General features: G+C 44.6%; 2 protein-coding genes. Both read left to right on the top strand.

The window, feature by feature from the left end; genetic code table 11:
• Window positions 1–10: 10 nt before the first annotated feature.
• The gene (locus tag MKY97_RS17080; RefSeq protein WP_342551528.1) at window positions 11–11,941 is read left to right on the top strand and encodes an amino acid adenylation domain-containing protein; all 11,931 of its coding nucleotides are present in this window, start codon (window positions 11–13) and stop codon (window positions 11,939–11,941) included.
• A 36-nt stretch (window positions 11,942–11,977) separates the two neighbouring features.
• Window positions 11,978–21,799 carry an amino acid adenylation domain-containing protein gene (locus MKY97_RS17075; RefSeq protein ID WP_342551527.1) on the top strand — a complete coding sequence of 3,274 codons (9,822 nt, stop codon included), beginning with the start codon at window positions 11,978–11,980 and terminating at the stop codon, window positions 21,797–21,799.
• Window positions 21,800–21,835 lie beyond the last annotated feature (36 nt).

Below are 21,835 nucleotides of genomic sequence, written 5' to 3'. Positions count from 1 at the left end.
GAGGAGAGATATGTATACCAGTCAATTTCAAACACTCGTAGACGTCATTCGTGACAGAAGCAAAATGACAGATCGGGGAATTCGTTTTATTGATTCTGATAAAATGGAAACCCTGGTTTCCTACCGTCAACTATTGGACGAAGCTAAAGGTTATTTGGGTTATTTGCAAAGCGTCGGCATAAAACCCGGGCAGGAAATTATTTTTCAGATTCAAGAAAATAAATGTTTTTTAGTCGCATTTTGGGCTTGTTTATTGGGTGGAATGATCCCTGTACCTGTAAGTATTGGTGAAGATGAAGATCAAAATATGAAGGTATACCGTATCTGGGAATTGTTGAACGACCCCTTTATGATTGCATCTGAAAAGGTACTGGAGAAAATGAAAAAATTCGCTCTGGAACATGAACTGACGGATTTTTATCGTCACCTGCAGAAGAGAGCGGAAATCATACATGACAGGGTATACGAGTATGAGACTGTTAAATATAGTGAGCCCAGGTCAGAAGACCTGGCATTTATTCAATTTTCGTCCGGATCAACCGGTGATCCCAAAGGAGTTATGCTCACACACCGCAATTTGATATACAACGCATGTGGTGCAATCAACTGCGCAAAGATTAGTGCAAACGATAGTTTCCTCTCCTGGATGCCCCTCACCCATGATATGGGCTTGATCGGATTCCACCTCGTTCCACTTGTGGCAGGTATCAATCAGTATCTGATGCCAACGGAATTATTCATTCGAAAACCAATTCTATGGATGAAGAAAGTCAATCAGCATCAAGCCACTATCCTCTCCTCTCCTAATTTTGGTTATAAATATTTTTTGAATTTCTTTCGCGAAGACAAGGCCCAGGGATGGAATCTATCCTGTGTCAGAATCATCTATAACGGGGCCGAACCCATATTACCGGAAGTATGCGACGAGTTCCTGAATGTTTTATCAGCCTATCAGTTGAAGAAAACAGCTATGTTTACCGTATACGGATTGGCAGAAGCGTCAGTAGCCGTCTCCTTTCCTGAAACAGATAAAGAGTTCGAAGCGGTCTATGTTCACCGCGGCCATCTGAATTTTGGTGAGCATGTCATCGAAGTGGAGAAGGATGCAGCGCATGTGGCTTCGTTTGCTGTCGTTGGTCAGGCTGTTGACTACTGCCGTATTCGAATATGTGATGAGGAAATGAACCCTGTTCCGGATCGTATGATCGGCAAGATACAAATCCAGGGGGATAATGTCACTCAAGGGTACTACAATAATCCATCAGCAACCGAGAAGTTATTCACTCGCGATGGATGGGTGAATACAGGGGATCTGGGGTTTATGATGAACGGTAATCTTGTGGTGACAGGACGAGAGAAAGACATCATTTTCATTAACGGTAAAAATATATATCCCCATGACATCGAACGTGCAGCCACTCAACTGCATGAGATTGAACTCGGTAGAGTTGCCGCTTGTGGTGTATTTGATTCGAATAGTCAGAGTGAAGAAATTATTGTATTTGTCGTATATAAAAAAAAGGTCGAACACTTTCTGCCGTTAGTCAGAGATATAAAAAAACATCTCTATATTTACGGAGGATGGAGTGTCAAGGAAGTACTGCCCATTAAAAAGTTACCTAAAACAACAAGTGGGAAAATCCAGCGTTATCAGTTAGCGAAGCAGTATGAAGCAGGAAAGTTTGCATCCGAGTCTGCGAATATCGAAGCAGCACTTGTCAATGACAGGAATAGACAAAAGGCATCCGTTTCCGTTCAAGTGCTGGAACGTGAATTACTGTCTTTGTTTGCTGAAGTGATGGTCGGGAAAAAAATTGAACTTGAGGACAGTTATTTCGATATGGGTGCCACTTCACTGCAGCTGGCGCAGATTGCTGAACGAATCGAAGAAAAATACGGAGAAGAACTGGCCGTAACAGACCTCTTTACCTATCCCTCGATAACGGATTTGGCAGGATATTTGGCTGGTGACCGACGCAGTGAACATAAAAGAGCTAATCTCGCAAAGGAATCTCAGCCATCCTCTAATGACATAGCCATTATTGGCATGTCGATGAATCTTCCCGGAGCCTCAAATGCAGATGAGTTTTGGCGTGTATTGGCAGGGGGCAGACATTTCATAAGGGATTATCCTGAACCTCGGATCAAAGACGCAGTCGATTATATCCATTCTATTCACAACGAAATGAACGAAATGGAGTGGATCAAAGGTGGTTATTTAGATCAGATCGATCAATTTGATTATTCATTCTTTGGTTTAACCCCGAGATCCGCCCAATTTATGGACCCGAATCAACGAATGTTCCTGCAAACTGCGTGGCATACGCTTGAAGACGCGGGGTATGCAGGCGAGGAGACAAGCGGCAGCCAAGTAGGAGTGTATGTGGGATATTCCAAAGTTGGCTATGATTATGAACGCCTTATCACTGCAAATTATCCATCAGAGATCAAACATTATATTATTGGAAATCTACCATCTGTGCTGGCGAGCAGAATTGCATACTTCTTAAATTTGAAAGGCCCGGCCATAACGATAGATACAGCTTGTTCCTCTTCACTTGCTGCCGTTCACATGGCATGTAGAGGTTTGCTTGCAGGAGATTGTGAAATGGCTATTGCAGGAGGTATTCGAACCGCATTATTACCAATCAGTATCGGACTCGATATGGAGTCTCCAGATGCATTGACAAGAACGTTTAGCGAGGATGCGAACGGCACCGGATTTGCGGAAGGTGTTGGGGCAGTTATGCTGAAGCCCCTGCAGCAGGCTGTGAAGGACAAGGACCATATCTATGGCGTGATTAAAGGAAGTGCGATTAACCAGGATGGCAAAACGGTGGGAATCACAGCACCTAATCCCGAGTCACAAACGAGTGTCATTGAACACGCATGGCAGCAAGCCGGCATTACTCCGGACACACTCCACTTTATAGAAGCACATGGGACAGGAACCAAATTAGGTGATCCCGTTGAATTTAATGCTTTACGTAAGGCGTTTGAAAAATATACGGATCGAAAACAGTTCTGTGCGATCGGGTCAGCCAAGGCCAACATGGGGCATAGTTTTGAAGCGGCGGGGATCACCGGTTTAATTAAATCTGTTCTCATGTTACAGCATAGAACGATTCCGCCCTTGGTTCACTTTGACAGCCCCAATCCTGCATTGAAATTTGAATCCTCTCCTTTTTATGTGAATCAGGAATTGATGGACTTGGGTGAAGAGGAACGGCCTTTGCGAGGCGGGGTCAGTTCTTTTGGCTTCAGCGGCACTAACGCACATGTGGTTCTAGAAGAATACGTTTCATCCAAAACCGTACCCGAAGCTTCGGAGCAAGAGCCCCATCTGTTTGTGTTATCTGCTGCGAATGATCGGGCATTGAATGACCTGGTCAGAATGTATCTTCGGTACACCAGGGAGAACCGTGATGTTCGCATTCAACAGATCTGTTATACGGCAAGTAGGGGAAGAGCCAGTCTTGATTACCGGCTCGCGATCGTAATAACGAGTACGCAGGAATTGTATGAGAAATTGGAACACATTACACGCGGTGAAAATAAGCTTACAGATGTTTACTTTGGCTGTACCCCAAAAGACAGAACACTCGTTTTTGAGCATCTCTATGCACTGCCAAAGGCAGAATCCTTACGTTCATTCGGGGAACTGTTTACACGAGGCGCAGTGATTGATTGGGAGAGGTTTTATGATGGTGAAGTTATCTCCAAAATTCCTTTACCTTTATATCCATTTGAACAGAAAAGGTGTTGGATTGAAGTCAAGCAGCCGATACCTGTGACACATAGGGAAGAAAGGGACGTGCTTCCTATGGAGAAAAATATAGATGATGTGCAGTTGAAAATTAAGACAAGCATCAGTCGTGCATCCGGTCTGAAGCTGGCAGAGTTAGATGATCATGCACACTTTTTGCAGATGGGGCTGGACTCTATCATTCTTGTGCAGATCCAGAAAGAAATATCAGACGGATTTGGCCTGGACATTCCAATGGAAATGTTTTTTGAAACCCTCACGAATATCAATTCTTTAGTGCAATATGTGGCAGAAAATACGAAAGTAATGGATAGTTCCGCACACTTAGATGATGTACCAGAGCAGGAACATTCTGAGCAGCGATTTACTGCATCGGTCCCTCACACTAATCAGGTCCAATCTGCAGCGAATTCAGAGCAAGTTGTTTTGTCAGCGATTCAACTGATGGAATCCCAATTAAAAAGCCTGAATTTGCTGCTCGGCGAGCAGACGGCTGCTCGAGTAACTTCTTTGCCAATACAGCATCATGCACAGAACGAACCCCACGAAGTTAAACAACGCATAGAAGTACCGCTAAAAAGGGAAGACAATGCAATGGAAAAAGTCACATCGAATTCCGATTCCAAAGAAATCAAGCCATTTATACCGTATCAATCAATAAAAATTCAGGAAGAAAGTACATTCTCGGAGCTGCAGAACCAGTATATTGAACAATTTATAGCGAAATATACTGCTAAAACGATCGGCTCCAAGTTACAAACAGATCGCACTCGTTATGTGCACGCCAACAATCGCAATGCTGCTGGATTCCGTTCATATTGGAAGGAAATGGTGTATCCTATTATCGCAGCACGTGCTGATGGATCTAAACTATGGGATATCGATGGGAATGAATATTTGGATCTGACGATGGGATTTGGTGTAAATCTATTTGGCCATAATCCAACGTTTATCCGAAATATAATGGCCGAAAGCATTCAGGGACAGATGCCCCCGTTAGGCCCAATGTCAGACTTGGCAGGAGATGCTGCAGCCAAAATTTCGGAGTTGACGGGTGTAGAACGTGTCACATTTTATAATTCAGGAACAGAAGCCGTCATGGTTGCGCTGCGTTTGGCGAGAGCAGTAACGGGGCGTTCCAAAGTTGTATTATTTTCCGGATCCTATCATGGTACACACGACGGCGTATTAGGTGTGGCGAATCCCGCCCAGACCCTGTCTTCTGCACTGCCCATGGCTCCTGGTATTGTCAAAAGCGCTATCGATGATTTGATCATTCTGAATTATAACCATCCGCAGTCCCTTGAACTGATTCGTCAGATGGGTGATGAATTGGCTGCGGTTCTCGTTGAGCCCGTTCAGAGTCGGAGACCTGATCTGCAGCCAACCCAGTTCCTGCATGAGCTTCGAGAGATTACAGCACAATCGGGCACTGCGCTTATTTTTGATGAAGTCATCACCGGATTTAGAATCGGGTTAGGCGGAGCACAGGAATGGTTTGGCGTTCAGGCTGATTTGGTCACCTATGGAAAAGTGGTTGGCGGAGGGCTGCCTATTGGCATCGTCGCGGGCAAAGCTGCATTCATGAGTGCCGTAGATGGAGGAACCTGGAACTTTGGTGATCAGTCATACCCTTCAGATGCGGATAAAAAAACGTTTGTTGGTGGGACGTTCTGCACCCATCCGCTAACGATGCGAGTAACTTTAGCGGTACTGCAGCACCTTCAAGCCGAAGCAGGGACTTTATATAAAGAATTAAATGAGAGAACAGAGGATCTTGTAAACGAATTAAATGAATTTTTTAATACCTTCAATGTACCTATTCAGATGGTGAACTTCGGATCACTATTCAGATTTATTTCCTTTGGTGACATGGAGCTGTTTTTCTACCATTTGATCCATAAAGGTTTATATATTTGGGAAGGTCGCAATTGTTTTATTTCTACGGTGCATTCCAAGGACGACATGAATACAATCATCAAGATTGTGAAAGAGACGGTCTATGATCTGCAGCAGTTGGGCTTTATTCCCGGTACTTCGCCTGTTATGGAAGTTCCCCTGTCTTTGGAGCAGAAACAATTATTATTAACTACACTGCACGGTGAAGATGCAAATGCTGCATTAAATCAGCATGTTATTTTAAAAATGAAAGGCCATATGAACCCGTCCGCTCTGGAACAGGCTGTGAATCAGATCGTACAGCGTCATGAAGCGCTGCGAACGATCGTTCATGCAGACCGTGAAACACAGGAAATCCGAGCACTCATGGAATTTCAGTGCACATGGCTTGATTTCACCATGTATGCCGGAGAGAAGCAGGAACAGGAGATATCACGTTGGTTATCGAGCAATGCGAGTGAAGCGTTCAACCTGCAATCCGATGAACCTCTGTTTAGAATAACTTTGCTTAAACAGGCAGCGGATCAATATGTTATGGTGCTGACTTTTCATCACATTATTGCAGATGGCTGGTCGATCGCTCTGTTCATTCAGGAATTGGAGCAGATATATGCTGCTCTTGTTCGGGAGGTCCCGATTCGATTGGCTGAAGCCGCTCCATTCCGGGAATATTTGACCTGGCAGCGGCTTGAACATGCAAAGGGAGCGTTTGCCGAAGGAATTCAGTTCTGGAAAGATCGGTTCTCCTTGTCTTATCCACGCATCATGCTGCCAACGGAAAATTCCGAGGGCATGCAAAAGGGATACTCAGGTGAACGTTACTCGATCAAGCTGGACCATCAATTAACCACATCCTTGCGAACTCTAAGTATAACGAAGAAAAACAGTTTGTTTGTCACGATGTTTGCAGCATTCCATTTATATTTGCATCAACTTACCGGTCAATCCCAGCTTGTTATTGGGGTACCAGCAGCAGGGCAGTCCCATATGGGGAAAAACGAACTGATGGGTAACTGTGTCAATATACTCCCTGTTCATTATGCCGTACTCGCGGAGCGGTCTGTTTCAGAGCATATGGTTCAGCTTAAGGAGACGCTGGCTCTTGTCATGAAGCATCAGCGCGTTCCATTAACGATGGTAACCGAGCAGCTTGCACCTACGAAGGCACCGGAGACCCGCATTTTATTTAATATGGACAGAACGATTCATCATCTCCAATTCGAGAATATGGAGACGCAGTTTATTTCGTATCCGATCAAACATATTTCTTATGATTTATTTCTCAATATTACGGATGTGGATCGTGAATTGTATCTTGATTTTGATTACAATACCGAACTGGTTGGACATGAGATGATGAAGTTGTGGTGCGAAGGATTCAAAAGCCTGCTTCTAGGCATGGTGAGCCATCCGGAGTCGGAAATCTCATCTTTATCATTATTTTCAGATCAGCAGCAGGTGCAGCTGCATGATATGTACAGTCAGTTTAAAACTGAGCATGCTGCTGGCGTTAGGCGTACTGCCGAGTTTGTGTATCCGGCTAACAGTATTGAACAAAAGCTGGCGCAGATTTGGGAGGACGTATTGTCCGTGAATCAAGTGGGCAGGAATGATCACTTTTTTGATCTCGGAGGAAATTCGCTTCAGGCCACCTTGATGCTCTCCAAAGTCCATCAGCAGTTTCAGCAGCAGATTTCGATCGTTCAATTATTCAAGAATAAACGACTGAAGGAGCTTGCCAGTCTGATTACAGGGGAGAATGATAGTATACTCGTTCCGATTAAACCGGTTGACATCAAAGCGTTTTACGAGACTTCTCCCGCACAACAACGAATCTATTTTCTGGATCAATTTGAACCGAACAGTGTGTTTCAGAATATGTGCGGTCACCTCACGGTCAGAGGACATATCGATGAAGCCGGATTGATTGGTGCATTGGAGCAAATTGTGCAGCGTCACGAAGCTTTTCGTACAAGTTTTCATTTGATTGATGGAGAGCTCTATCAAACCATTGCACCTTCAATTGAGTTTCAAGTGAAACGATCAGAACTGAGTCAAGATTCATTGGACCAGCAGGTTCAGTCGTTTACGAGACCATTTGACTGCTCACAAGCTCCATTAATACGTGCCGAATTCATTCGTGCAGATGCGGAACATGCTGAGATTCTAATTGAGATGCATCATATTATATCGGATGGGTATTCCGTTAGTATTCTTGCTAATGAACTTATCGATATATATGAAGGAACAAGCATGCCGGAGATCAAGGTTGAATACAAGGACTTTACCGCCTGGCAGAAAGACTACATGGCAGGTGACTCCTACAAAGAGCAGGAGAAATACTGGCTGGATCAATTCAGCGGGGAGATCCCTTATTTGAATCTGCCTACCGATTTTGTTCGAACACCTCACTTGACTTCAGCGGGGTCAAGGCTGTCATTTGTTCTGGAACCGCATTTGAAAGAGTCTTTGGAGCGACTCGCCAAACAGACGGGCACCACGCTGTTTATGGTGTTGTTGGCAGCGTATAATGTGCTGCTTCATCGATATACGGCCCAAGAGGATATTATTGTAGGAACGCCAACATCCGGAAGAAATCATCCGGATGTCGAGCATATGATCGGCGTCTTTATTCAAACGGTGGCAGTTCGATCACAGCCTGCCGCGAATAAGTCATTTCGAAGCTATCTTGAAGAGATTAAAAATCAATCCCTGGATGCACTCGCTAACCAAGACTATCTTTTTGACCATCTAGTCGAGAAATTAAACACGCATCGTGAGACGACGGGAACGGCACTATTTAATACCATGTATCTTTTTCAAAATACAGCATTGAACCAAAGACAGGAAAAGGACTGTCATTTCAAGGTGAGAGAGATTAACGTCGGCGTATCCTTGTATGATCTGATGTTCGTTGTCGAAGATGATAATGAGGACCTGGAGATGCATTTGAATTACAAGACAGATCTGTTTGAACGAAGCACCATTGAACGCATGAAGACACATCTGCTTCATATCCTCAGAGACATCGTGATCAAACCGGATACGTTATTGTCCGATATTCAAATGCTGTCTGAACAAGAGCAGTACGTCCTTTTACATGAATTTAACGACAATGCCATGGACTATTCTCGAGAATATACCATTCAGGAAAGATTTGAGGCACAGGCGGAACGGACACCTGACCAATTGGCCGTTAGTTATGGTGATCAGCGATTAACGTATCGTGAATTGAATGAACGGGCGAATCAACTGGCGCATACGCTACGAGCTGAAGGTGTGGGTGCGGACCAACTCGTAGGTATCATGACAGTTCGCTCCATGGACATGATCGTTGGCATCTTTGGCATTTTAAAAGCAGGCGGGGCGTATGTACCGATTGATCCGGAATCTCCCGAAGACCGTGTGCAGCATATGCTGCGTGACTCAGGAGCAAAGTTGTTAGTTGTGCAGAAGCACCTCATACAAAGGGTGTCTTTTGATGGCAAAATAATCGATTTAAACGATGAAAAAACGTATGCATCTGAGCTCTCCAACTTGAAGGCGACAGGCGATTTCAGAAGCTTAGCTTACGTAATCTATACCTCAGGTACAACGGGTATGCCGAAAGGTGTGATGATCGAACACGCTCAAGTTGTTCATCTGGTTACTTCGCTGTACAGCCAAGTCATTGATGAGCCGAATAGGGGGCTGCACATTGCTGTGCTGGCACCTTATTATTTCGATGCATCGGTGAAGCAGATTTTTGGCGCGCTGCTGTCTGGACATGCCTTGTTTGTCGCGGACAGGGAAGTGGTAGGAGATGGGCAAGAACTAATAAATTATTACAAGCGGTATCGAATTGATCTGACCGATGGTACACCTGCGCACTTGAAATTGCTCAGCAGGGCAAAAGACGTGCAGGGAATCTCGTTAAAATATATGCTCATTGGCGGAGAGGCTCTTTCTCAGCAAAGTGCAGCTGAATTAAATACGTTGTTCACGCTTAACTATGTAACGCCACCAACGATTATAAACGTGTATGGTCCGACCGAATGTTGTGTCGATGCTGCGGCTTACCGTATCGGTCCGGAGGAGCTTCAGACAGAAAATAGACGAGATCATCTGCCGATTGGCCGAGCATTAGGAAACAACCGCTTGTATGTATTGAACAAACATGAACAAGTTCAGCCAATAGGTGTTGCAGGAGAACTATGTGTTTCCGGCGACGGCGTAGGCAGAGGGTATTTGAACCTGCCCGAGCTGACGGCAGAGAGATTCGTACGTGATCCTTTTGTACAAGGTGCGACCATGTATAAAACTGGAGATATGGTCAGATGGCTGCCGGACGGCATTATGGAGTATCTGGGACGAATCGATCATCAAATTAAGATCCGCGGTTACCGGATTGAAGTGGGCGAAGTGGAAGCAGCATTGTTACATGTACCCGGTGTGAAAGAAGCGATCGTTACGGCGCATGAGGATACAGACGGGGACAAATCTCTATGTGCTTACTTCACTGCGGATTTCGAACAAACCGCTGCAGCGTTGAAACAGACTCTCTCCACCATGCTGCCCAATTATATGGTTCCAGCTTACTTTATACAGCTGCAAAAGATGCCTCTGACATCTAACGGGAAGGTTAATCGCCGTTTACTTCCGCCTCCGCTGGAAAATATGCTGACGGGAAGTGACTATATTGAAGCCCGAACAAGCACAGAAAAAGCGCTACTGCCCATTTGGAAGGATGTACTTGGTGTAGATAAAATCAGTATAAAAGACAGTTTCTTTGATATAGGTGGCAATTCCTTACGCGCAACAAAGCTGGCTTACAAAATTCATCAAAACCTGAGTATTCGTATCTCGGTCAGAAACGTCTTTGAATGGCAGACGATGCAGCAAATGGCCCAGTCCATAGATCAGATGGAGCAGCAGGCTAACCGGTCCATTCCTCAAGCAGCAGAAAAAGAATATTATCCTATTTCTTCTGCACAGATGAGGATGTACATTATGAGCATTAAATCCGGTGAGGAACTCATATACAACATGTCAGGCATGTTCAGAATGGAAGGAAAGCTCGATCGGACAAGATTAGAAGAAGCTTTCCAGCAGTTAGTAGATCGTCATGAATCTCTTCGGACAGCTTTCAAAGTTATCCATGGAGAGCCCAAACAAATCATATATCCTGAGGTGAAATTTGTTATTGAGTCTATCCAGGCAGCGGAACACGACCTGGAAGATCAAGTGCAGCAGTTTATTCGCATATTTGATCTCGGACAAGCACCGCTTATGAGAGCTGGACTGATTGAACTTCAACAGGACTGCCATGTACTGCTGGTTGATCTGCATCATATTATTGCTGATGGATTATCTGTGCAGATTCTAATGACCGAACTCAGCAAGTTATATTGCGGAGAAGAGTTATCTCCTCTTCGAATCCAATATAAGGATTATGCGGAGTGGCAGCAGAGCGAGCTTCAAAGCGATTGGATGAAAAAGCAGGAGCAGTATTGGCTCGAGGTTTTCAATGAGGAGATTCCGCTGCTGGAACTGCCAACAGATTATGAAAGACCTGACACGCTTCGTTATGAGGGAGATCGTTTGGACATTGTGGTGAAAGATGACATCGCTGCAGGGTTGAGAGAATTAGAGGTTCAGACAGGAACAACATTATACATGATTCTGCTCGCGGCTTATACCATTCTGTTATCTAAATATAGTGGACAAGAAGATATCATCGTGGGTATGCCGATTGCGGGAAGAACACATGCGGAGCTGGAGCCGGTGATGGGCATGTTCGTAAATACACTGGCTGTTCGCAATCAGCCTGCGGGCGATAAAACTTTTGCAGCATATCTGCTGGAAGTCAAAGAAAATATGCTGAACGCTTATGAAAATCAGGATTATCCATTCGAGGAATTGATCAAAAAAATTGATCTGACCAAGGATGCACGGCGAAATCCGTTGTTCGACACGATGTTTGTACTGCAGAATACAGGCTCGTCAGAACTGCAAATGGATGGTATCACCTGTCAGCCTTACGCTCCCAATAATTATGTGTCCAAGTTCGATTTAACGCTGTATGTCACCCAGTCAGATCATCGATTGGAAGCCGTTTTTGAATACAGCACAGTTCTGTTTGAGAAAACAGCGATTGAAGCCATGTCACAAAATTTGCTGCTGATTCTGACAACGATATGCCTTGAACCTCATAAGGAAATCAAACACATTAAATTAAATGAAGAAGACATGGATGATCATTCGCTGACCGAGCTGATGGAGATGGATTTTTTCTGAATGAGCCTAAATTATAAATAGTGATCGGGGTGCCGTATGTCTATATTTAAGAAACAAGAATTGTATTGGGCAGGCCGATTTGAAGAAGAAGATGTTCTTGTTCATCTGCCGTATTGCCGGATAGATTCCAAACATACAGATGATCCACAACATGCAAATTTTATTGATAAGAAGATGTCCGTTGACGTTTCTAATCAAATCATGTCGATTTCCAGAAATATCCCCAAGGCTGTGTACACCCTATTGTTGGCTGGAGTTCAATGTCTGTTATACAAATACACGAATGAAAGCACCATCATTATGGGCATGAGAGCAGTGGAAGAGCGTGAGGGGGATTTATCCCCCTCGAATAAGGTTCTTCTCTTAAAAAATAATATCGATTCGGCGATGTCTTTCAAATCGGTATTGAATCAAATGAAGATCAGTTTTAGTGAAGCTGTTCAGCACCAACGCATTCCTTTCCGAAAAATGGTTGAACGTTTAAATATCCAATATGACTCCAACCATGTGCCTATGATCCATACGTTAGTTTCATATGGGGAAGCTCGGACGATTCCCGATGAGAATAACGTAAGAGCAGCGACCATGTTTCAGTTTGAACTGGAGAACGATGTTGTTCGTTTGAAATTAGTATATGATGCAGATCGTTATGACCGAGATTACATGCTGCAGGCTGCAGAGCATCTGGATCAGTTATTCGCTATTATGTTGAACCAGCCCGATCTGGAGCTGCGTCAAGTCGATATGTTATCGGCATCTCAACGGAACAAGCTGTTATTTAATTTTAACGATACAAGTATGAGATATTCGCGCAGCAAGACGATGCATCAACTATTTGAAGAACAGGTGGAGCAAACACCGGATTATCCTGCAGTGGTATTTGAAAACAAATCCCTAACGTACAGGGAATTAAATCAGCAATCCAACCGATTGGCCCGGACCCTTCAAGCGAAAGGGCTGCAGACAGGGCAGTTCGTTGGCATTATGGCAGAGCGCTCGCTGGAGATGATTGTAGGATTATTCGGTATTCTGAAAGCCGGAGGAGCTTACGTTCCCATCGATCCGGAATCTCCGGCATATCGTATTCAGTTCATCCTTGAGGATTCAGAAGCGGCTTGGCTGCTGTATCAAAATCATCTGCAGAAACCTGAACAATATGCAGGGTTATGTGTCACGCTGGATGCTGAAGCTCATGGTAATAACGATGATATGAATTTGGAGCAGACGGCCCGTGCAGATGATCTGGCATATGTAATCTATACGTCAGGGACGACAGGCAATCCCAAAGGGGTCATGATCGAACACGCCAGCATTGTAAATTCATTGCAGTGGAAATCGGATTTTTATCATTTTAGCGGGAATGATCGGGTATTAATGCTGAATCCCTTCGTATTTGATTCGTTCATCACTCATTTTTTTGGTCCGATCATCTCGGGGTCAACCGTGTACTTATTAAACGGGCAGGAATGCAAAGATGCAGTGGCCATTAATTCGATCATCAAAAAACAGGCAATTACGCACATTCAAAGCCCGCCGAGTTTCTTGATGACCCTCCTGGAACAAGCGAAAGCAGAGGAATGGGCTTCGATGAAAAATGTAGTGGCTGCGGGAGAGAGGATTGTGCCTTCGTTAATCCAACGATTGAACCGCATCAATCCTCGGATCGAGGTGTGCAACGAGTATGGACCGACTGAAAATAGTGTCGTATCCACCATTCTTTTGATTAATTCCCCGGAGCAGTATATTTCTATTGGGAAGCCGATTGCAAACAATAGAGTCTACATTTTAGGTGAACACCATGACCTGCAGCCTGTAGGAGTTCAGGGAGAATTATGTGTGGCGGGAGCAGGACTTGCCAGAGGATACCTGAACCGTCCTGACCTGACGGCGGAGAAGTTCGTTAATGATCCTTTTGTGCCAGGAGCCAAGATGTACAGGACGGGGGACTATGCAAGATGGCTGCCCGATGGAAATATCGAATATATCGGAAGAATGGACCATCAAGAGAAAATCCGTGGTTACCGGATTGAACTTGGTGAAGTAGAGGCAGCTCTTCTAAATATAAGCAGGATTCAAGAGGCGATCGTGCTGGCTATAGAGGATGAAGCGGGCGCGAAGCAGTTATGTGCGTATCTCGTGGGAGCGGGCGCGATGACCATTACAGAGCTGCGGGACGACCTGTCCCTGCAGCTGCCAAACTATATGATTCCGTCCTATTTTGTACAACTGGATCAGATGCCGCTTACGTCCAATGGAAAGGTGGATCGTAATGCACTGCCTTCTCCCAAAGATTATATGTTAAAGGGAATGCAGTATGAAGCGCCGCGGACCGTTCTGGAAAAACAGCTGGCATCCATCTGGGAAACTGTGCTGGGCGTGCAGCATATCGGGCTTCTGGATAATTTTTTCGAACTGGGCGGAGATTCAATCAAATCCATACAGGTCTCTTCGAGGCTGTACCAAGCTGGTTATCAGGTGCAGATGGATCATCTGTTTAAGAACCCGACCATTGCAAGCTTGATCCCATATGTTCAACCTGTAAGCTCGATGTCAGAGCAGGGAACAACCACAGGCCAAGTGCTGTTGACTCCTATCCAGCATTGGTTTTTCGAACAGTACAAGGTGGATCGTTATCATTATAATCAGTCCATTATGCTGTATCGGCAGGAAGGTTTTGAGGAGGCGCTGCTTGGCCGTGTATTCGATAAATTGATTGAGCATCATGATGCACTTCGCATGGTGTATCGTCAAACGGAACAAGGGTATGAGGCGTGGAATCAAGGACTGGAACAGCAAAAAACGTTATATACACTTGATGTGATGGATTACAGGTCGGCAGCAGATCCATCTCTGCAAATCACAGCGAAAGCAAATGAACTTCAGCGTATGCTCGGATTGGAACATGGCCCTTTAATAAAGCTGTGTGTGTTTCAGTGTGCTGACGGTGATCATCTATTCATTGTAATCCATCATCTGCTTATCGATGGGGTTTCATGGAGAGTTCTGATTGAAGATATATCGAAGAGCTATGAACAAGTAAGTCGTGAAAAACCGATGCAGCTGCCGCCCAAAACAACTTCGGTTCAGTTATGGTCGGAACAGCTGCAGTTGTACGCGGACAGCGAGGTCATGAAACAAGAACTGGACTACTGGAGTGAAGTCGAACAAACATCTTTTAAGCCACTGCCGACCGATTTCAGAACGAAAGATGCTTTGGAAAAGGACAGCGAGCAGCTTACCATAGAATGGACGACAGCGGAAACGGAGCAGCTGTTGAAACATGCCAATCGTGCATATAACACCGAGATGAACGATCTCCTGCTCAGCGCACTAGGCATGTCGATATATCAATGGACGGGTATGGATCAGGTTCTTGTGAATCTGGAGGGACATGGCAGAGAGTCTATCATTCCGGACCTGGATATTACACGAACAGTGGGATGGTTTACGAGCCAATACCCGGTTGTGCTTGATATGAGAGGCCTATCTAATGTATCTCAGCTTATCAAGACAACCAAAGAAAACCTCCGCAGCATCCCTAATAAAGGGATTGGGTATGGGATATTAAGATATTTGAGCACTTATGCCAAAGAATCTCCACTGACCCTGAATCCTGAAATTAGTTTTAACTATTTGGGACAATTTGACCAGGATCTGCAGCATAGCGGAATGCACATGTCTCCTTATTCGTCTGGGACTGATGCAAGTGAGAATCACAGAAGAAATGTTCTTATTGACATCAATGCTTTAATTGTGGAAGGAAAACTGTCGTTATCCTTAAAGTACAGCCATACACAATATCGAAAAGAAACGATGGAGCTGGTGGCAGCGTACTTTAAAAATCATTTGCAGGAAATAATGATGCACTGCGTCACAAAAGAGAAACCGGAACTAACTCCAAGTGATCTGTCGTTAAAAGGAATGACCATGGAAGAGTTGGAAGGTCTGGTTCGCGAATCTGAATCTATCGGTGAAATCGAAGACATATATGCGCTGTCTCCGATGCAGAACGGGATGTTTTTCCATAATATGCTTCATTCCAGTTCTGAAGCTTACGTGCTTCAAACGACGCTGAATCTTCATGGTTTATTAGACGTGACAGCATTTGAGAGAAGTTTGGATGAATTGATAGAGCGTCATTCGATTCTGAGAACGAACTTTCACAGCCGATGGAAAAACGGTCCCCTGCAGGTCGTTTACCGTCATAAATCAAACGGGATTTTATACGAAGATTTGCGTGAGATGAAGGAAAAAGATCGCGAAGCATACGCGGCAGCTTATACGAGGGAAGATAAAAGAAAAGGTTTTGATCTGGCTCAAGATGTGTTGATGCGGATTTCGATCCTGCAGATGCATGATCAAACCTATCGTTTCATCTGGAATTACCATCATATTCTAATGGATGGCTGGTGTCTATCTCTTGTGATCCAGGAGCTGTTCGATGGTTATTTTGCGATTCTGGAACAACGAAGACGGGAGGAGCAGGCAGCTGCACCTTACAGGCACTATATCGAATGGCTGGATAAACAGGATCATGAAGCATCTCTGAAATACTGGAGTGACTACCTGCAGGGTTATGAGGAACAAACGGCTTTGCCGAAAAAGCATACGGTTTCAAAGAGCAGTGCATATCATTCAGAAAATCTCATTTGCACACTGAGTCAGGAATTAACACGGCGTATTACACATGTCGCAAGTCAGAATCAGGTAACGCTGAATACGTTAATGCAGACGGCTTGGGGACTGATGCTCCAGAAATACAACAGCAGTCAAGATGTCGTATTCGGAAGTGTAGTATCAGGCAGACCTGCGGAGATCCCTGGAGTTGAACGCATAATTGGCCTGTTTATTAATACCATCCCTGTGCGGATTCAGGCGCAGGGAAACGAAACATTTGCAGCGATGTTGAAACGAAATCAGGAGCAGGCTGTCGCTTCACACCCACATGAAACGTTTCCGTTGTATGAGATTCAAGCGGAAACCACACAAAAACAAAATTTAATCGATCACATTCTCATATTTGAGAATTATCCTGTACAAGGCATTACCGAACGGTTTGGGGATCAGGAGCAGACAGCTCTTCAAATTACGAACGTAGAAGCAGATGAACAAACCAATTACGATTTCAACCTGATTATCAAACCAGGCCAATTGCTGAAATGTATGTTTTATTACAATGGCAGTGTCTATGATCGGGCAGGTATAGAACGGATTCAAGGTCACTTGATTCAACTGCTGGAGCAGGTGGTGAACAACCCGAATATTCCGATCGACGATATAGACCTGATGACAGCACAGGAAAAAGCCCAGATCTTAGAGTCTTTCAATGATACCAAGGCCGCATATCCAATGGATAAAACAATCCATGCACTGTTTGAGGACCAGGTGGAACGAACTCCTGAACACGTCGCGGTTGTATTCGAAGGTGAGCAGCTGACCTATCAGACACTGAACAGAAAAGCCAATCAATTGGCAAGAACACTGCATGCCAAAGGAATTCAACAGGATCAGTTAATTGGTATTATCGCTGAACGTTCCTTGGATATGGTGGTGGGAATTCTTGCGATTTTGAAAGCGGGGGGTGCATATGTACCGATTGATCCTGAATACCCAGCGGATCGTGTGAATTACATGCTTGCGGATTCAGGTATACGTGTACTGCTGCTGCAGAGCCATCTGCAGGAACGGATTTCTTTTGCAGGAGAAGTCATCTGTCTCGATGATCTGACCGCATATCATGAAGAGGATGCCAACCTGGGATGGAGTGTCAGCCCGACAGGACTCGCCTACGTGATCTATACTTCAGGAACGACGGGTAAGCCCAAAGGCACATGCATTGAACATAAAAACGTAGTTCGATTGCTGTTCAACAGCCAAAACAGGTTTGATTTTAAATCCTCGGATACTTGGACGCTGTTCCATTCCTTTTGCTTTGATTTCTCGGTATGGGAAATGTACGGTGCCCTGCTCTATGGTGGAAAGCTCGTTATAGTACCCCAAATGACCGCCAGAAGTCCACAGCATTTTTTACAATTGTTAAGAGACGAGCAGGTCACTATTTTGAATCAAACACCAACGTATTTCTACCATCTTCTGCAGGAGGAATTGGGAGGCCGCGGAGGAAGTCTGAATTTAAGAAAAGTGATTTTCGGCGGGGAAGCTCTTAATCCGGCTTTGTTAAAAAACTGGAGAGAGAAATATCCACTCATTCAGTTAATTAATATGTATGGTATAACGGAAACTACCGTTCATGTAACGTACAAGGAAATCACTGAAATGGAGATAGAAGCGGGAAAGAGCAACATTGGTCAACCGATCCCGACGCTGCAAACCTTTATTTTGAACACACGTCAGCAGCTGCAGCCGATTGGAGTTCAAGGAGAGTTATATGTCGCAGGAGAAGGGCTGGCCAGAGGCTATTTGAACCGACCCGAGTTGACTTCAGCGAAATTCGTAGAGCATCCATGGATTACTCAAGGCAGGATGTACCGAACCGGAGATGCCGCCAGATGGCTGCCGGATGGAAATATTGAATACTTGGGACGGATCGATCATCAGGTGAAAATTAGAGGTTATCGAATTGAACTGGGTGAAGTGGAAACGGCTGTGCTGAACATAGAAACGATCCAGGAAGCGGTCGTCATCGCCCATGACAATGAGGACGGATCGAAGCAATTATGCGCTTATTGGAAAGGCAGCAGCGAATTGACGGCCAAGGAAATCAGAGCAGCATTAGCTCATGAAATCCCTGACTACATGATCCCGTCATATTTTGTTCAATTAGAGCACATTCCGTTAACTTCTAACGGCAAGGTTGACCGGAAGGCACTGCCTTCACCACAGGAACGCATAGATCAGACTGCCGAATATGCGGCACCGCAAAACCCGGTGGAACAAGCGATCATTACTGCTTGGGAAGCTGTGCTCGGAACTCAGAGAATCAGCAGATCAGATCATTTCTTTGAACTGGGCGGAGATTCAATCAAGTGTATTCAAGTGGCATCAAGACTGCTTCAATCAGGATATAAAGTGGAAATGAAGCACTTTTTCGCCTATCCGACTGTGGCGGAATTAAGTGAACATGTTACATCTGTGAACTCTTCTTATGATCAAGGGGAAGTTACAGGGGAAGTTATGCTTACCCCTATTCAGCACTGGTTCTTTGACCAAAACATGACAGATGCACATCACTACAACCAGGAAATGATGTTTTTCCGTAAAGATGGGTTCGATACTGGCTTCGTCCACAGCATCATGAACAAAATCATGAGGCAGCATGATGCACTTCGTATCTTCTATCGGCAGATTCCCGAAGGTGGGTATGAGGGTTGGAACCGAGGGATAGAAGAAGACGGATTATATAGTCTGGATATCTTTGACCTGAAGAATGAAGCGGATCCGGCACCTTTGGTTGAAAATAAAGCAAAAGAAATCCAGAGCAGCTTGGATCTCTCTTACGGTCCATTGATCAGACTTGGCCTATTTCAATGTGCTGAAGGTGATCATCTGCTCATAGCCATTCATCATCTGGTGATTGACGGAGTATCCTGGCGTATTTTATATGAAGATATTCAAATGGGGTATGAACAGTTCGTTAGGGGAGAGGAAATTCAGCTTCCACAAAAAACGACATCTTATAAACAATGGGCGGAAGAGCTGTCTGCCTTCTCCGACCAGCCGATGATGAAGCAGGAGTATTCCTACTGGCGTGCTCTGGATCAGGTTGAAGTCAATCCGCTGCCTAAAGATATGAATTGTAATGACACGATTGGGAAAGACAGCGAAACGATTACGATCTATTGGACAGCGGAGGAAACGGAGCAGTTGTTAAAACAGACTCATCATGCGTACCATACGGAAATTAATGATATACTGCTGACGGCTCTGGGGATGGCTGTTCATGATTGGACAGGGATGGATAAAATTCTTGTAAACCTGGAGGGGCACGGCAGAGAAGATATCCTACCAGAGCTGGATATTACGCGTACAGTGGGATGGTTTACGAGCATGTACCCGGTGATCCTTCGGGTGGAATCCGAGGCAGATATATCAAGACGAATCAAGGTCGTCAAGGAAGGACTGCGTCAGATCCCCAATAAAGGGATGGGATACGGAATTTTGAGGTACTTGTCACAGGGAGATGCAGCAGAGAAATTTAAAGTCAATCCCGAAATCAGTTTTAATTATATGGGGCAGGTAAATCAGAATTCGAAGCAGGACGGTATTGGATTTTCAGCATATTCCAGCGGCCCGTCCGTCAGTGCGAACAACAAGAGACCGTTTGTGCTTAATCTCAATGCTATCGTTATAGAGGGGAGAATGTCGCTGTCCATCAGTTACAGTCAGAAACAGTATCAACCGGAAACGATGGAGCAGCTGGCCGGTTATTATAAGGATAATCTTCGTAAAGTAATGGAGCACTGCATAAGTAAAGAACAACCTGAACTTACCCCGAGTGATCTTTCACTGAAAAGATTAACAATAGACCAATGGGATCAAATGGTGGAATATACCCGGAGCATCGGTCTTATCGAGAATGTATATCCGCTGACTCCTCTGCAGAAGGAGATGCTGTTCGAAAGTGAACGGAATCCCCTTTCCGGTGCGTACTTTGTACAAATTTTGTTTGAGATGCGCGGCGATCTGCACACGGCCTCTTTTGCACAGAGCCTGGATCGCTTAATGCAGCGGCATGCGATATTAAGAACGAATTTTTATTCCGGTTTGCTGGATGTGCCTCTTCAAATTGTGTATCAGGAGAAGACATTCGAATTTAAATTTGAGGATGTAACAGGCAAGAGTGAACTGCAGTGCAAAGCGGTTATTGATCAATATATCGAGCAGGATCAGGCCAGAGGTTTTGACTTGCAAAATGATTCACTTATACGGATGGCTGTTATACAAACAGCTCCTGAGAAATATCAGGTCATCTGGGGTTTTCATCATATTTTGATGGATGGCTGGTGCATGTCACTTATAAGTAAAGAGATTTTTGAAAATTATTTTGCAATTCGGGAACATCGAAAACCTGAAATGACCCTGTTAACACCATATAGTAATTTCATTGAATGGTTGGAGCGGCAGGATAATGAGGGAGCGATAGCTTACTGGAGTCGTTATCTGGAAGGATATGAGGGTCAAACGGGATTACCGGGGGGGAAAACAAAGTCTCGACATGAAAGGCAGGATTCCAGAACGTTAAACTGCCATCTGGATGAGGAACTGGTTCAGCATATGAAACAACTTGCGGAGCAGCAGCAGGTGACCCTGCATACGTTTGTGCAGACCGCGTGGGGTATACTGCTGCAGCAGTATAATGAAAGTAAAGATGTTGTATTTGGCAGTGTTGTATCGGGCAGACCAGCTGCCATTCCTGGAATTGAGAGTATGATCGGACTATTTATTAACGCAATTCCCGTCCGTATCCGCGCAAAGGATGAAGACTCCTTTATAACGCTGCTGCAAAGGACACAGGCACAAGCTGTGGAATCACATGCATATGATACGTACTCGTTACATGATATTCAAAATCTTACCGAGCAGCCTGCTTTAATTAACCATGTTGTTGTATATCAAAATTTTCCGGTACAGGATCGGATGGAGGAGCTGGGCCAAAAAGGTGAAGTGCCGCTTGAAATTACGAATGTTGGAGGAACCGAGCATAATAGTTTCGATTTTACGTTAATTGTTAAACCTCATGAGCAAATGAAAATGATATTAATGTACAACGCCAAGGTATACGATCTCACGACAGTAGAACAGATTCAGAAACACTTTATTTCTATGGTTCAGCAGGTGGTAACGAACCCGGAAGTTCTCATTAGCGACCTTGACTTGATTACTTCGAAAAGTTATTAAAGCATCGATCAGCCCAAACAGCTCTGGTTCTAATGA

It is taken from the genome of Paenibacillus sp. FSL R7-0652 (assembly GCF_038595045.1).
Taxonomy (GTDB): Bacteria; Bacillota; Bacilli; order Paenibacillales; family Paenibacillaceae; genus Paenibacillus.
The sequence above is the reverse complement of the archived record's forward strand: the minus strand, read 5'-3'. Positions and strand labels throughout refer to the sequence as shown.

Coding starts and splice junctions, on each gene's coding strand:
- MKY97_RS17080 (WP_342551528.1), top strand. CDS start 11: ATGTATACCAGTCAATTTCAAACACTCGTAGACGTCATTCGTGACAGA.
- MKY97_RS17075 (WP_342551527.1), top strand. CDS start 11,978: ATGTCTATATTTAAGAAACAAGAATTGTATTGGGCAGGCCGATTTGAA.